Origin of the sequence: Streptomyces parvus (assembly GCF_032121415.1) — a bacterium.
GTDB classification, from domain to species: domain Bacteria; phylum Actinomycetota; class Actinomycetes; order Streptomycetales; family Streptomycetaceae; genus Streptomyces; species Streptomyces globisporus_A.
In genome coordinates this window covers 612,927-625,808 of sequence record NZ_CP135079.1, presented here as the reverse complement: position 1 = coordinate 625,808, position 12,882 = coordinate 612,927, and the positions used below count along the sequence as shown (strand labels likewise).

The window sequence follows — 12,882 nt, the reverse complement described above, 5'->3', positions numbered from 1 at the left end:
GCCAACGGAGCCGCCTAGAACATGGTGTTGTCGTTCTTGGAGGTGGGCGGGACGACCTGGAGGACATCCCAGTGTTCAACGATCTTGCCGTCGGCATCGAAGCGGAAGATGTCGATGCCCGCGTACTCCTCGTCGGGCCAGATCTGGCGGCAGTGCAGGATGACGTGGTTGCCGTCGACGAAGGCGCGCCTATATTCGACGTGTTTGCCCGGGTACTCGGCGGCCATGCGCTCGAAATAGTCGATGAACGCCTGCTTGCCGTCGCCCACGTGTGGGTTAACGAAACGGCCGCGCGCTCCGTCCCGGTCCGCCTGTGCCTGAAGCGCGGTCAGCGGCGGGCTGTCACGGCTCCCTCGACGGCGAACAGCTCCTCTTCGACGTGGTCCAGCGCGAGCCGCAGCGCCCCTGTCGCGACGGCGGCCTCCCCGAGCAGCGACAGCGTCACCCGGGGCGGGCGCAGACAGTAGCGGGCCAGTTCCTTGCGCAGGGGCTCCAGTACCCCGTCCAGTCCGGCGGCCCAGCCGCCGACCACGACCAGCTCCGGGTCGAGTGCCAGCACCAGCGCCGCCACATCGTGCACCAGCCGCTGAAGGAACCGTTCGACCGCCGCCTGGGCCCCCGCGTCGCCCTCCCTGGCCTTGGCGAACACCCCGGCCACCGCCTGCTCGTCCAGCGGTTCCAGCGGTGTGTCCGTCGTCGACAGCAGGTGTTCCGGCGTCAGCTCCCGGCCCAGCAGGTGCAGTGCGCCGATCTCCCCGGCGGCCCCGCCGAACCCCCGGTGCAGCCGCCCGCCGATCAAGGACCCCGCGCCGGGGCTCAGCCCCGCCAGCACGAAGACCACGTCGTCGGACTCGGTGGCCGCACCCTTCCAGTGCTCCGCCACCGCGGCGGCGTTGGCGTCGTTCTCGATGAGTACGGGGCAGCGGAACGAACGGCGCAGCCGCTCCCCGAGCGGGAGGCCGGTCCAGTCCGGCAACGCCGTCCCCAGTCGCACGGTGCCGTCGGCCTCCACGATTCCCGGGCTGCCCACACCGACCGCACGCAGACTGCTCCGGGCGACTCCGGTGCGGCGCAGCACGTCCGCGATGACGGCCCGGACCTGGTCGAGCCGGTCGTCCGCGCCGGCGTTCTCCGACACCACGCGGGAGCCGGCCCCCATGATCCGCCCGTCCAGCCCCGAGATGAGCGCCGAGACCCGGTGCGGGCCGATCTCCACACCGAGGAGGTGCCCCGCCTCGGCCCGGAAGCGGAACCTCCGGGCAGGGCGCCCCTGGCGTCGCGCCTCGCTCTCGTCGGGCACGGCCTCGACCACGAGACCCGCTTCGAAGAGCCCTTCGACGACCCCTTCGACCGTCGGCCGGGACAGCCCCGTGATCCGCGTCAGGTCCGTCAGCGTCGGCGCGCCGGCCCCCCTCAGGGCGTGCAGCACTACCGCGGAATTGATCCGCCGCAACAGCGACGGATCCCCACCGGTCAGCCGGCCCACGGTATGTCCTCCCAGCTCGTGCGCATGTCTGCCGGATCGTACTCGCTGGCCGGGACCCCTGCGACCAGCGAGGGAAGCCGGTATCGAGCCGCAACCTGGTTCGCCCGGGAGCGACGAATCCGGACGCGCGTTACGGGCGGGGCCGGTCGGGCACGGCCTCCCGGAGCCGGGCGTACTCCTCGGCCATGGTCTGCACCGTCCAGTGGGCGTTGAGGCCGCTGGGGTTGGGGAGAGCCCACACACGGGCGCCGCCGATCGTGCGGTCCTGGGGGCCGATACGGGCCCTGGGGTCGCCGAAGGCCGTGCGGTAGGCGGTGATGCCGACCACCGCGAGCCACTGCGGGGCGAGCCGTTCGACCTTGGCCGTCAGGGCGGCCCCGCCCTGACGGAACTCCTCCGCGTCCAGCTCGTCCGCCCGGGCCGTGGCCCGCGCCACCACGTTGGTGATCCCGAGCCCGAGGCCGAGCAGCTCGCCCTGCTCCGCCGGACGCAACTGCCTCGGGGTGAAACCGGAACGGTGCAGGACCGGCCAGAACCGGTTCCCCGGGTGGGCGAAGTGGTGGCCCGTCACCGCGGTCGTCAAACTCGGGTTGATCCCGCAGAAGAGCACGCGCAGACCGCCCGCGGCCACATCGGGGACGATGCGGCCACGGGCGGCGTTCAGCTCTTCCGGCGTCATGCGGCCTCGCGCGTCATACGGTGACGGCGGTGCCGGTCAGAGGATCGAGCCGGGGGTGTAGCCCGCGGCCTCGGGGTGCTGCTTGGTGATCTCCTCGATCCGGGCGACCAGCGAAGTCACCTGGTCGCCGGCGGCGCCCGTGAACGAGAGCTTGTCGGCCATCAGCTCGTCCAGCTGCGCGCGGTCCAGCGGGATCCGCTCGTCCGCGGCGAGCTTGTCGAGCAGCTCGTTGCGCTCGGCGCCCTGCTCCCGCATCGCGAGGGCGGAGGCGACCGCGTTCTCCTTGATCGCCTCGTGCGCCAGCTCACGGCCGACCCCGGCCCGTACGGCGCCCATCAGGACCTTGGTGGTGGCCAGGAAGGGGAGGTAGCGGTCCAGCTCGCGCGCCACGACCGCGGGGAAGGCGCCGAACTCGTCCAGCACCGTCAGGAAGGTCTCCAGGAGACCGTCGAACGCGAAGAACGCGTCCGGGAGCGCCACCCGGCGGACCACGGAGCAGGACACATCTCCCTCGTTCCACTGGTCGCCCGCCAGCTCACCGGTCATCGAGGCGTAGCCGCGCAGGATCACCATCAGCCCGTTGACCCGCTCGCAGGAGCGCGTGTTCATCTTGTGCGGCATCGCGGACGAGCCGACCTGACCGGGCTTGAAGCCCTCGGTCACCAGCTCGTGGCCCGCCATCAGCCGGATGGTCTTCGCCACCGAGGAGGGCGCCGCGGCCAGCTGCACCAGGGCGGTGACCACGTCGTAGTCGAGCGAGCGGGGGTAGACCTGGCCGACCGAGGTGAACGCCTCGGCGAAGCCGAGATGACCGGCGATGCGCTGCTCCAGCTCGGCGAGCTTGCCCGCGTCGCCGCCGAGCAGGTCCAGCATGTCCTGGGCCGTGCCGACCGGGCCCTTGATCCCGCGCAGCGGGTAGCGGGAGAGCAGGTCCTCCAGGCGGCCGTAGGCGACCAGGAGCTCGTCGGCGGCGGTCGCGAAGCGCTTGCCCAGCGTTGTCGCCTGCGCGGCGACATTGTGCGAGCGTCCGGCGATCACCAGCTCGCGGTACTCCGCCGCGAGCTTGCCGAGCCGGGCCAGCACGGCCACGGTGCGGTCGCGCATCAGCTCCAGCGAGAGGCGGATCTGCAGCTGCTCGACATTCTCCGTCAGGTCCCGGGAGGTCATGCCCTTGTGGACCTGCTCATGGCCGGCGAGGGCGTTGAACTCCTCGATCCGGGCCTTCACGTCATGCCGGGTGACTTTCTCCCGCTCGGCGATGGAGGCCAGGTCCACCTGGTCCAGCACCCGCTCGTAGTCGGCCAGGGCCGCGTCGGGCACCTCGATCCCGAGGTCCTTCTGAGCGCGCAGCACCGCCAGCCACAGCTGACGCTCCAGCTTCACCTTCTGCTCGGGGGACCAGAGGACGGCCAGCTCCGCGGAGGCGTAGCGGCCGGCCAGGACATTGGGGATGCGAGGCTTCGCAGACACGGCGTTCACGTAAAGGGATTCTACTGGCGGTTCGTGCAGGCCAGCGCCGCGCCCCTGTTTGTGGCTTGCTACGAACGAGGGCCGGCTACGAGGGAGCGGGGGAGGCGGCGCGCCGCCACTCCGCCACCGGGCCGGGGGTCTCGGCGTCCGCGGGCGTGATCCAGAAGGCCCTGCCCGTCGCGGCGTCGAACTGGGCGCCGGAGCGTCCGTCGCCGGAGGAGCGGCCGGTGAGCCGTCGCCCGATCCAGGGGGCCAGGTGCTGACGGGCGAAACGGATGTCCTCGGTCCGCCGGGAGGCCCAGCGGGGCGGCGCGGTCGCGGGCGGCTGCGTCCACCAGTCCTCTTCCGCCGGGAGCCCCAGCGTCTGCCAGACGGCCTCGGCGACGCGCCGGTGTCCTTCGGCGGTCAGGTGCAGGCGGTCGACGTCCCACATCCGGGGGTCGCTGAGCGACGGCGCGCTGTAGAGGTCGACCACCGTGGCCCCGTACCGCTCGGCCAGCCCGTCGACCAGGGTGAACAGCTCTTCCATACGGCCGCGGAACCGCTCCAGCACCGGCCCGTTGCGGGCGGGGCTGCGCATCAGGACGAGCTGCTTGCAGGACGGGGCCAGGCGCTCCACGGCCTCTTCCAGCCGTCCCTTCACCAGCCCCATGTCGCACTTGGGGCGCAACGTGTCGTTGAGCCCGCCGACGAGCGTGACCACATCGGCCTGGAGCGCGGCCGCCGCCTCCACCTGCTCGTCGACGATCTGGCCGATGAGCTTCCCGCGTACGGCGAGATTGGCGTACCGGAAACCGGGGGACCGGACCGCGAGCCGGGCGGCGAGGACGTCGGCCCAGCCGCGGTACGTACCGTCGGCGAGCAGGTCGGACATGCCCTCGGTGAACGAGTCGCCGACCGCGACGAGACTGGTGTAGGAGGCATTCAATTCCATGGCCCGATGAGCGTACCGGTCGGTAGGTCGGCAGGGCCAGTCGGCCGGCGGGTCAGCGGGACCCCGGCCGTCCGACGAGTTCGCGCAGCACGTCCTCCATCGTGACCATGCCCGCCAGCCGCCCGTCCTCGTCGAGGACCGCCGCCAGGTGGGTCCGGCTGCGGCGCAGCGCGGTCAGCGCGTCGTCCAGCGGGGTCGCCGCCCGGACACGGGCGATCGGCCGCATCGCCGACACCGGGAAGGGAACGTCGCGGGGCATGGCGTCCAAGGCGTCCTTCACATGGAGGTAGCCGAGGATGCGTTGCTCGCTGTCCATCACCGGGAAGCGGGAGAAGCCGGACTCGGACGAGAGCCGCTCCAGCTCCTCCGGGGTCGTGCCGACCCTGGCGTACAGCACCCGGTCGACCGGCATCACCACGTCGCGCACCGGCCGGCGCCCCAGCTCCAGAGCATGGTGGAGGCGTTGCGCGGAACGGTCGTCGACCAGTCCGGCGTCCCCCGCGTCCTGCACCATCCGGGCCAGTTCGTCGTCCGAGAAGGTCGCGGAGACCTCGTCCTTGGTCTCCACCCGCAACAGGGTGAGCAGGGCGTTGGCGAACGCGTTGATCGCGAAGATCACCGGCCGCAGGGCCCGGGCCATCGCCACCAGCGGGGGACCGAGGAGCAGGGCGCTCCGGGCCGGTTCGGCCAGGGCGATGTTCTTCGGGACCATCTCGCCCAGCAGCATGTGCAGATACGTCGCCACGCTCAGGGCGATGACGAACGACAGCGGATGCACCAGACCGTGCGGCACTCCGACCGCGTCGAAGACCGGCTCCAGCAGATGCGCGATGGCCGGTTCGGCGACGATGCCCAGTACCAGGGTGCAGAGCGTGATGCCGAGCTGGGCGGCGGCGAGCAGCGCCGAGACGTGTTCCAGGCCCCAGATGACACTGCGGGCCCGCCGGTTCCCGGCCTCGGCCTCCGGTTCGATCTGGCTGCGGCGCACCGAGATCAGGGCGAATTCGGCGCCGACGAAGAAGGCGTTGGCCACGAGCGTCAACAGACCGATGAAGAGCTGGAGAACGATCACTGTCCGTCCTCCGTCCGGTCCTCGGACCCCGGCAGCGGGGCGTGCAGCAGGGCCCGTGCGGCCCGGCGGCCCGATGCGTCCACCACGTCGATCCGCCAGCCCGCCAGCTCGACGCTGTCGTCCACCGTCGGAATCCGTCCGAGCTCGGTGGCGACCAGCCCGGCGAGGGTCTCGTAGGGCCCCTCCGGTACCCGCAGACCGATCCTGCGGAGCTGGTCGGTGCGCGCAGCCCCGTCCGCCGACCACAGGGTGCGGCCGTCGGCGTCCTCACCTGCGGCGGCCAGATCGGGTGTCTCGTGCGGATCGTGCTCGTCGCGGACCTCGCCGACGACTTCCTCCACGATGTCCTCCAGCGTCGCGACCCCGGCCGTACCGCCGTACTCGTCGATCACCACGGCCATGGCGAGCTTGCCGGACAGCCGGTCCAGCAGCTTGTCCACGGTGAGCGTCTCCGGTACGAGCAGCGGCTCGCGCAGCAGTTCCGAGACACGGGTCCGGGGCCGCCGGTCGGCGGGGATCGCCAGGACGTCCTTGATGTGGGCCACGCCGACCACGGTGTCCAGGCTGCCCCGGTAGACGGGGAAGCGGGACAGTCCGGTCGCCCGGGTGGCGTTGGCGACGTCCTCTGCCGTCGCGTGCAGATCCAGCGCGGTCACCTGGACCCGCGGGGTCATCACGTTCTCCGCCGTCAGCTCCGAGAGGTTCAGGGTGCGGACGAACAGCTCGGCCGTGTCCGCCTCCAGCGCGCCCTCCTTCGCGGAGTGCCGGGCCAGCGCCACCAGCTCCTGTGGGCTGCGGGCGGAGGCCAGCTCCTCGGTCGGCTCCAGACCGAAGCGGCGCACGATCCGGTTGGCGGTGTTGTTCAGGTGGCTGATGAAGGGCCGGAACACCGCCGTGAACCCGCGTTGCGGTGTCGCCACCGTCTTGGCCACGGCCAGCGGGGAGGAGATCGCCCAGTTCTTCGGGACCAGCTCGCCGACCACCATCAGGACCACCGTGGACAGCGCCGTACCGATGACGAGCGCCAGGGTGGACGCGGCGGCGGGATGCAGCCCCGCCGCCTCGACGGGGCCGCGGATCAGTTTGGCGATGGACGGCTCGGAGAGCATGCCGATCACCAGGTTGGTGACGGTGATGCCGAGCTGGGCCCCCGAGAGCTGGAACGTGAGACTCCGGACGGCCTTCAGAGCGCTCGCGGCACCCCGCTCGCCCCGCTCGACAGCCCGTTCGAGTTCGCTGCGTTCCACCGTGGTCAGGGAGAACTCCGCCGCGACGAACGCGCCGCAGGCGACGCAGAGCAGCAGGGCGACGAGCAGCAGAAGCACTTCGGTCATCGGTTCACCTCCGTCCCATGATCGGGCAGAGGCGGGGGGACCGCGCGGTGTCGGAGGTGCATGTCATCGTAGGCGTCTGCCCAGGGCGGCCCCCTTTTACCGCGTCAGCCCGTCAGATGCCTCACCCAGCGGCTCCACTGCGGCTGGGGCCCGTACCCCGCCGCGCGCCAGGCGGGATGCGCGGAGGTGTTGCGGTCGAGGACCATGGCGTCGGCGCGCCGCCCGCCCAGAGCGGTGAACCGTTCCTCCGCCGCGGCGAGGAGGGCGCTTCCCACGCCCCGGCGCCGCTGGTCCGGGTGGACCGCGAGGCGGTAGAGATGGCAGCGCCAGCCGTCGAAGCCCGCTATGACGGTGCCGACCAGTTCCCCCTCCCGCTCGGCCAGGATCAACGCCTCGGGGTCACGTTCCACCAGGCGGGCGACCCCGTCCCCGTCGTCGCTGATGCTGGTGCCCTCGGCGGCCACCTTCCAGAAGGCGAGGACCTCGTCCAGATCGGCCGGGGTCGCGGACCGTGTCGACAGCGAAAGATCGTTCATGACGACCATCCCACCATCCGCGGCGCCGGGGCGTCGATCGCATTCCGCATGGCGGGCGCACGCTCCCCTTGCCGGTGCTAGCGCGACCGCGCTAGCGTGGTCGGGTGCCCAAGACCCAGCTGAACGTCCGAGTGGACGAGGCCACCGCCGAGGCCGCGCGGCGGCGTGCGCTGCAGAGGGGGATGAGCGTGAACCGCTACATAGAGGAACTCGTCCAGCAGGACGCGGGCGAGGTGGGACACACCTTCGTCGAGGCCGCGGCCGACTTCATGAAGCAGTACGAGTCGGTGTTCGCCGAGGAGTTCGGCCCGGAGCGCGAAGGCCCCCGTTGAACCTGCGGATCGACCTTTCCTGGCTGCTGATGGTCGCCGAGCACAAGACGCCCGGAGACCCCCAGGTCGTCGACTGGGGCGCCCTCGTCGCCGCCGTGGCCCGGCATGACGCGGAGATCTTCGGCAGTACCGTCTACAGCGACCCGCACGCACGGGCGGCCGCCCTGTTGCAGCTGCTGCTGCACGTGCCCGCGCTCGAACACTCCAACGCGATGTTCGCCTCGGCCGTCGCGTACGGCTACCTCGTCGCCTCCGGGCTCAAGGTCATCACCTCGCCCGAGCAGGTCCGCGATCTGGCGCTGCTGGTGAAGCAGGGCAAGGCGGACGTACGGGCCATCGCCGACGAGCTGCGCCAGTGGAGCGCGTGAGGGTCAGCCCCCGCTCTCCGTGAACGGCTTGCGGGCCACGCTCAGGACACAGGACGACGAGGGCACCCCAAGACCCGTCTCCGGGATGCGCAGCCTGCGCGGTACGTGCCCAGCTCGAAGCCCGCCGCCTCGATTCGCGGCCAAGGGGTCCCGGGCCGTGTGACAGCCGCCGAAGAGCAGCGGCCACAGGGTCCGGTCGGCCGCCCGCTGCGCCGTCGCCAGCGCCCGCCCCGAAGCCAGCCCGTGCTCGAAGAACCGCAGTTCGCCGCCCGGCCGCAGGACATGCTTGATCTCGGCGACCGCCCGGGGCAGGTCCCGTACGGTGCACAGGACCAGGGACGCCACCGCCCCGTCGAACGCCTCGCTCTTGACCGGCAGCGCCTCGGCCGCTGGTAGTCCGGATGCTGCGGGACAAGCTCCTCGACGATGAGCTCGTGCGCATCTCGCCTGCCCGCCCCTTGGGCGTCGCCTGGACCCGGGTCGCTGACGCGCTGGAGCTGAAGAGCCGGCAGTCCGCCGAGCGCCGTCACCTCCGGCTCCGCCAGGCCATCCGTGCCGACGGCAGCCGCCCCCGTACCCAGAACGAGCGGGTCGAGCACACCCGCGAGCGCCCGGACCGCCCGGGCCGGGCGACGAGCAGTGGCAGCTCCAGCAGCACGAGGCCGACATCCTCCACCGCGCGTTCGACCTGCCGCGCCACGCAGCGGATCCGCGGCACCTGGACCTGTCCGACCACGCCGAACTCCGGGAACAGGTAGTCCGGCTCGACGAGGGCCCCGCCCTACGCAACCGCCGCTGACCACCGTGCGTCGTGCGGGCGTCGGCCTGGGGCGGCGCACGGAGGAGCGGCGTTCCGGTGGTCCGGGCCGGCCCCGGGATCGGCACCGGCCTGGTCGACACGCTCACCGGGGCGGATCCGTACGACGGGCTGACCCCCTCGTACGGATCCGCCCGTGCCCGTATGCCGGCAGGGCCGGTTGGCACGACATGACGAGGTCGCACCTGCCTGCCCCCGTTGCATACGGGCTGTGCCGGCTCCTGGCGGTGGCCTCAGCGGTCACCGGCGCCGTGCAGCTGCCGGTTGGTTGCGGCAGTCGGGGCGGCTGCCGCACGCGTCCGTCTCGACACCGGCGGACGGCGTCACCGCGATGGTGGGTGCGCAACAGCCCTTGCCCTGCCAGGCGTCGCGGCCTTCCTTGACCGCGATGGCGGCGATGGCCAGGGCGGCGATCGGGTCGGCCCAAGACCAGCCGAGGGTCGCGTTGAGGACCAGGCCGACCAGAAGCACGGCGGACAGGTACGTGCACAGCAGCGTCTGCTTGGAGTCGGCGACCGCCGAGGCGGAGCCGAGTTCCCGGCCGGCGCGACGCTGGGCGGCGGACAGGAACGGCATCACCGCGAGCGACAGGGCGGCGATGACGATGCCCGGGATCGACCGCTCCGCTTCCCCGGTGCCGGTCAGCGCGCGGACGGCGTCGACGGCGACATACGCGGCCAGCGCGAAGAAGGAGACGGCGATGATCCGCAGGGTGCGCTGCTCGCGCGCCTCCCGTACGTCGTGGTCACGGGCGGAGAACTGCCAGGCGACCGCGGCCGCGGAGGAGACCTCGACAACCGAGTCGAGGCCGAAGCCGACCAGCGCCGAGGAGGAGGCCAGCGTGCCGGCCGTGATGGCGACGACCGCCTCGATGACGTTGTAGGTGATCGTGGCCGCGATCAGCAACCGTATCCGGCGGGTGAGCGCGTCGCGGCGGGCCGGGGAGGGACAGAGGGATATCGCGGTCATCAGCAGCAGTCCTTCGTCTCCGCGTCCGGGCAGTTGCGATCGGTCTCGACAGCGACAACGGCAGTGCGCAGGTCGTCCAGGGCGTGGCCGAGCCGTTCGTCGGCGAGTTCGTAGCGGGTGCGGCGGCCATCGGGGACGGTGACAACCAGGCCGCAGTCGCGCAGGCAGGCCAAGTGGTTCGACAATCGGGTCCGCGAGACGCCCAGTGCGCTGGCGAGGTCGGCCGGGTAGGCGGGGGCCTCGCGCAGAGCGAGCAGGATGCGGCAGCGGATCGGGTCGGCGAGCGCGCGGCCGAAACGGGCCAGCACCTCGATGTCAGAGGCAACGGTCAGCACACGGCGACGATACATGGATTCCTGAATTCAGGAATCCATGTACTGATAATTGCAGCCCCCTTCCCGTCCTGACCTGCGTGCTCACTGTTCGGCGACACGAACTCGACGACCGTTAATGTTCGATGGCGCGCGCTCAAGGGTCGCAGGCGCGTGCCCCGTGAGCCCGTCCAGCAACCGCCGTGAACTGGGCCATAACTGCCTCCTGCCGCGCCGTCAGGGAACGGGGCTCCCTCCTCACGCCGCTTCCACCCTGCGGTCCCCGCCGGTCAGGCGGCACAGCTGGGTGGCAGGGCGCGGACGGGGCGCGGCGAGAGCGCGGTAGGTGGCGCGGTGATCCGGGCGTGGCTCACCGAGTACGGGCGCGGGCCCACGGTCCGGGAGATCGGGGCGCGGGTCGGCCTCTCCAGCACCAGCTCCGTCGCCCACCGGCTCGGCCGGCTCGAAACCCGGGGCCTGATCAGCCGGACCGGCCGGGCCTGGAGTACGTGCGTCCCGCGCGAGGAGCAGCCCGTACGGCGGCCGCATGGAAAAGCGTACGTGCGCTCCGCGTGCGGGGATGCCGAAGTAGTCGCCGCCGCCCTGGTCTCCTTCGACCACGATGTAGGCGTCGGCCTTGTCGCCTTCGGCGACGGTGTCTAGGACCTTCAGGTGGATGGCGGGGAAGGCGTCGACGTGCTTCTTCTCCGCGTCGATGGACCCTGCTGCACCGGGCCGGGGGCTGTCGATCCGGGGGTAAAAGACGAAGTCCGGGTGGAACATGCCGGTGAGCGTGGCGTAGTCGTCCTGCTGAAGAGCCTGTTAGAAGCGGTGCACGAGGCCGGTGTTGGTTCCGGTGGACATGGTGGTCGGGTCCTTCTCTGTCGTTCTGGCGCGGCGCAGGGGGCGCCGCGAGGGGTTGCTCCCAGGGGCGGGGCTCGGTGTGTGGGGGGCACCGCCCTTGGCGCGAGGCCTCGGGTTCCTGAGCTGCGGTCCGGATTCAGGCGCGCTGCGCCCAGTCCTGGTCCAGGCGGTCGGTCAGGCCCGTGGCGGCGAAGGCTGCCTCCAGCTCGTCGCGGCCCTCGGTGAAGTGGGCCCAACTGTCGTGGTGGAGCGGGACGACGCGGCGGGCGTCAAGAATCCGGGCGGCTTCGGCGGCCTGGGCGCTGTCCAGGACGACCGGTCGGCCGTCGAAGAGCATGGGGAAGCGGGGTGCGCCGGCGAACAGGAGGGCGGTGTCGATCGGGGCGAAGCGGTCGGCGATCTCCCTGACCGCGTCGAGGGAGGCGTTGTCGCCGCTGACGTAGACCGTCGGCAGGCCCTCGCCCGTCAGGACGAAGCCGACGACCTGGCCGGTGAAGGGCTCGACCTCCTCACGCGCGCCGGGCCCGTGGATGGCCGGGACCCCGGTCACCGTGATGGTGCCGCCGCCCGGGCGCTCCAGCTCGACCGTCTCCCAGTCGGCCAGGCCCTTGGCCTTCGCCCCGAGGCGCTCGCCGCCGCCGGGTGTGGTGAGGGTGAGGGGGACGTCGGCGAGCAGGGCGCGGCCGGAGGTGTCGAGGTTGTCGGCGTGCTCGTCGTGGGAGAGCAGGACCACGTCCACGGGGCCGAGGTCGGCGGGTGTGGTGGTGGAGGGGGCGGTCTTGGTCAGGGTCGGGCCGGGCGAGGCGTAGTCGCCGGGGCCGTCGAAGGTCGGGTCGGTCAGGAAGCGCAGACCGCCGTACTCGAACAGGGCGGTCGGACCGCCGAACGTGCGGACCGGGAACTGGCCGGCGTTGAGCTGGGACATAACGTCTCCGTTTCTCACGAAAAAAGCCTATGTTTAACGTGATCCCAAGCTAGGCAGGTGTCACGGGAAAATGCAAGCGCTACCATGAGAGGTATGGACGACACCCTGGCCACAGACGTGGCACCGACCGCTCTCTCCCCGGCGCCGGGTGCCGACCGGTACCGCTCCCTGGACTTCGCCGACACCGCCGCCACCCTGCCCGCCGGCCAGAGCTACGACCTGCTCGCCGCCCCGGAATCCGCCATGCGCTGGCTCGCCGCCCGCGACCTGACCACCCCAAACGTGCAGTTGTACGAGATGTGCGCACAGCGGATGCGCACACTGCGCGCCCACATCCGCGCCCTGTTCGCCGCCCGCGTCGACACCACCACCCCACCCGAGGAATCCCTGCGCGCGGTGAACGAGGCCCTCACGGCCGTGTCCACCGCCCCCCTCCTCGCCTGGGACGGGGCCCGAGGACTGCGCCGCGTCCAGGCGCACCCCGCCGACCAGGCCGTCAACCACGCACTGGCGACCCTCGCCGCCGACGCCGCCGACCTGCTCACCGGTCCCGACGCCGACATCCTCGCCGCCTGCGGTTCAGCCCCCTGTGACCGGTTCCTCCTGCGCACCCACGGACGGCGCCACTGGTGCTCCACACGCTGCGGCGACCGTGTCCGTGCCGCCCGCGCCTACGCCCGGCGCAGCGGCGCCTCGGGCTGAAACACACCCGCAGGGCCCACTTGCGGACCGCCCGGTGGCCACGCGGAGCCCGGTCACCGCTACTGACGCGATTGACCGCCCGC

16 protein-coding genes and 2 pseudogenes are annotated in these 12,882 nt (G+C 71.8%); 5 read left to right on the top strand and 13 right to left on the bottom strand.

Annotated features, from left to right (window positions below; genetic code table 11):
- Positions 1-14: 14 nt before the first annotated feature.
- The 8 genes from RNL97_RS03865 to RNL97_RS03830 all read right to left on the bottom strand — a co-directional run bounded on the left by RNL97_RS03865 (position 15) and on the right by RNL97_RS03830 (position 7,520).
- Entirely contained in the window at positions 15-332 is a 318-nt protein-coding gene (locus RNL97_RS03865; protein WP_279344156.1) for a nuclear transport factor 2 family protein, read from the bottom strand.
- Complete coding sequence (locus tag RNL97_RS03860) at positions 329-1,486, bottom strand: ROK family transcriptional regulator (protein ID WP_030588423.1); 1,158 nt, start codon at positions 1,484-1,486, stop codon at positions 329-331. The genes RNL97_RS03865 and RNL97_RS03860 overlap by 4 nt, the downstream gene beginning before the upstream one ends.
- Before the next feature lie 130 nt (positions 1,487-1,616).
- Positions 1,617-2,165: a G/U mismatch-specific DNA glycosylase gene (gene mug, locus RNL97_RS03855; protein ID WP_313750374.1), complete on the bottom strand. Its 549-nt coding sequence runs from the start codon at positions 2,163-2,165 to the stop codon at positions 1,617-1,619.
- A 36-nt stretch (positions 2,166-2,201) separates the two neighbouring features.
- Positions 2,202-3,635 carry an adenylosuccinate lyase gene (gene purB, locus RNL97_RS03850; protein WP_010062307.1) on the bottom strand — a complete coding sequence of 478 codons (1,434 nt, stop codon included), beginning with the start codon at positions 3,633-3,635 and terminating at the stop codon, positions 2,202-2,204.
- Positions 3,636-3,720: 85 nt separating this feature from the next.
- On the bottom strand, positions 3,721-4,569 hold the full coding sequence (locus tag RNL97_RS03845) for an SGNH/GDSL hydrolase family protein (RefSeq protein WP_030588429.1): 849 nt from the start codon (positions 4,567-4,569) through the stop codon (positions 3,721-3,723).
- A gap of 52 nt (positions 4,570-4,621) precedes the next feature.
- Entirely contained in the window at positions 4,622-5,641 is a 1,020-nt protein-coding gene (locus tag RNL97_RS03840) for a hemolysin family protein (RefSeq protein ID WP_030588433.1), read from the bottom strand.
- Entirely contained in the window at positions 5,638-6,975 is a 1,338-nt protein-coding gene (locus RNL97_RS03835) for a hemolysin family protein (RefSeq protein ID WP_030588436.1), read from the bottom strand. The genes RNL97_RS03840 and RNL97_RS03835 overlap by 4 nt, the downstream gene beginning before the upstream one ends.
- A gap of 104 nt (positions 6,976-7,079) precedes the next feature.
- Positions 7,080-7,520: a GNAT family N-acetyltransferase gene (locus RNL97_RS03830; RefSeq protein WP_030588439.1), complete on the bottom strand. Its 441-nt coding sequence runs from the start codon at positions 7,518-7,520 to the stop codon at positions 7,080-7,082.
- 95 nt (positions 7,521-7,615) lie between these two features.
- Between RNL97_RS03830 and RNL97_RS03825 the strand changes: the two genes are divergently transcribed.
- The gene (locus RNL97_RS03825; RefSeq protein ID WP_030588441.1) at positions 7,616-7,843 is read left to right on the top strand and encodes a hypothetical protein; all 228 of its coding nucleotides are present in this window, start codon (positions 7,616-7,618) and stop codon (positions 7,841-7,843) included.
- Positions 7,840-8,211: a fic family toxin-antitoxin system, toxin component gene (locus tag RNL97_RS03820; RefSeq protein ID WP_243313333.1), complete on the top strand. Its 372-nt coding sequence runs from the start codon at positions 7,840-7,842 to the stop codon at positions 8,209-8,211. The genes RNL97_RS03825 and RNL97_RS03820 overlap by 4 nt, the downstream gene beginning before the upstream one ends.
- Before the next feature lie 3 nt (positions 8,212-8,214).
- On the opposite strand, the pseudogene RNL97_RS03815 reads toward RNL97_RS03820, so the two are convergent.
- Positions 8,215-8,604 (bottom strand): annotated as a pseudogene (locus RNL97_RS03815) (class I SAM-dependent methyltransferase); the annotation flags it as partial.
- A 41-nt stretch (positions 8,605-8,645) separates the two neighbouring features.
- Between RNL97_RS03815 and RNL97_RS03810 the strand changes: the two are divergent.
- The gene (locus RNL97_RS03810; RefSeq protein ID WP_243316509.1) at positions 8,646-8,969 is read left to right on the top strand and encodes a hypothetical protein; all 324 of its coding nucleotides are present in this window, start codon (positions 8,646-8,648) and stop codon (positions 8,967-8,969) included.
- A gap of 299 nt (positions 8,970-9,268) precedes the next feature.
- On the opposite strand, the gene RNL97_RS03805 is transcribed toward RNL97_RS03810, so the two are convergent.
- On the bottom strand, positions 9,269-9,997 hold the full coding sequence (locus RNL97_RS03805; protein WP_032766209.1) for a cation efflux transmembrane domain-containing protein: 729 nt from the start codon (positions 9,995-9,997) through the stop codon (positions 9,269-9,271).
- Positions 9,997-10,332: an ArsR/SmtB family transcription factor gene (locus RNL97_RS03800; RefSeq protein ID WP_030588457.1), complete on the bottom strand. Its 336-nt coding sequence runs from the start codon at positions 10,330-10,332 to the stop codon at positions 9,997-9,999. The genes RNL97_RS03805 and RNL97_RS03800 overlap by 1 nt, the downstream gene beginning before the upstream one ends.
- Before the next feature lie 330 nt (positions 10,333-10,662).
- Between RNL97_RS03800 and RNL97_RS33035 the strand changes: the two genes are divergently transcribed.
- Positions 10,663-10,971, top strand: coding sequence for a LexA family protein (locus RNL97_RS33035; protein ID WP_390334293.1), 309 nt, complete (start codon positions 10,663-10,665; stop codon positions 10,969-10,971).
- On the opposite strand, the pseudogene RNL97_RS03790 reads toward RNL97_RS33035, so the two are convergent.
- Together RNL97_RS03790 and RNL97_RS03785 are read right to left on the bottom strand one after the other, a co-directional pair.
- Positions 10,870-11,115, bottom strand: a pseudogene (locus tag RNL97_RS03790) (ester cyclase); the annotation flags it as partial. The gene RNL97_RS33035 and the pseudogene RNL97_RS03790 sit on opposite strands and share 102 nt — an antisense overlap.
- A gap of 193 nt (positions 11,116-11,308) precedes the next feature.
- Positions 11,309-12,097, bottom strand: a complete 789-nt coding sequence (locus tag RNL97_RS03785) for an MBL fold metallo-hydrolase (RefSeq protein ID WP_030588462.1) — start codon at positions 12,095-12,097, stop codon at positions 11,309-11,311.
- A gap of 93 nt (positions 12,098-12,190) precedes the next feature.
- On the opposite strand from RNL97_RS03785, the gene RNL97_RS03780 reads away from it, so the two are divergent.
- Positions 12,191-12,799, top strand: coding sequence for an ABATE domain-containing protein (locus RNL97_RS03780; RefSeq protein WP_030588465.1), 609 nt, complete (start codon positions 12,191-12,193; stop codon positions 12,797-12,799).
- Positions 12,800-12,882 lie beyond the last annotated feature (83 nt).

Excerpts from the sequence above, each read along its gene's own strand:
- mug (WP_313750374.1), bottom strand. The coding sequence starts at position 2,165 with ATGACGCCGGAAGAGCTGAACGCCGCCCGTGGCCGCATCGTCCCCGAT.
- RNL97_RS03845 (WP_030588429.1), bottom strand. The coding sequence starts at position 4,569 with ATGGAATTGAATGCCTCCTACACCAGTCTCGTCGCGGTCGGCGACTCG.
- RNL97_RS03835 (WP_030588436.1), bottom strand. The coding sequence starts at position 6,975 with ATGACCGAAGTGCTTCTGCTGCTCGTCGCCCTGCTGCTCTGCGTCGCC.
- RNL97_RS03830 (WP_030588439.1), bottom strand. The coding sequence starts at position 7,520 with ATGGTCGTCATGAACGATCTTTCGCTGTCGACACGGTCCGCGACCCCG.
- RNL97_RS03805 (WP_032766209.1), bottom strand. The coding sequence starts at position 9,997 with ATGACCGCGATATCCCTCTGTCCCTCCCCGGCCCGCCGCGACGCGCTC.
- RNL97_RS03785 (WP_030588462.1), bottom strand. The coding sequence starts at position 12,097 with ATGTCCCAGCTCAACGCCGGCCAGTTCCCGGTCCGCACGTTCGGCGGT.
- RNL97_RS03780 (WP_030588465.1), top strand. The coding sequence starts at position 12,191 with ATGGACGACACCCTGGCCACAGACGTGGCACCGACCGCTCTCTCCCCG.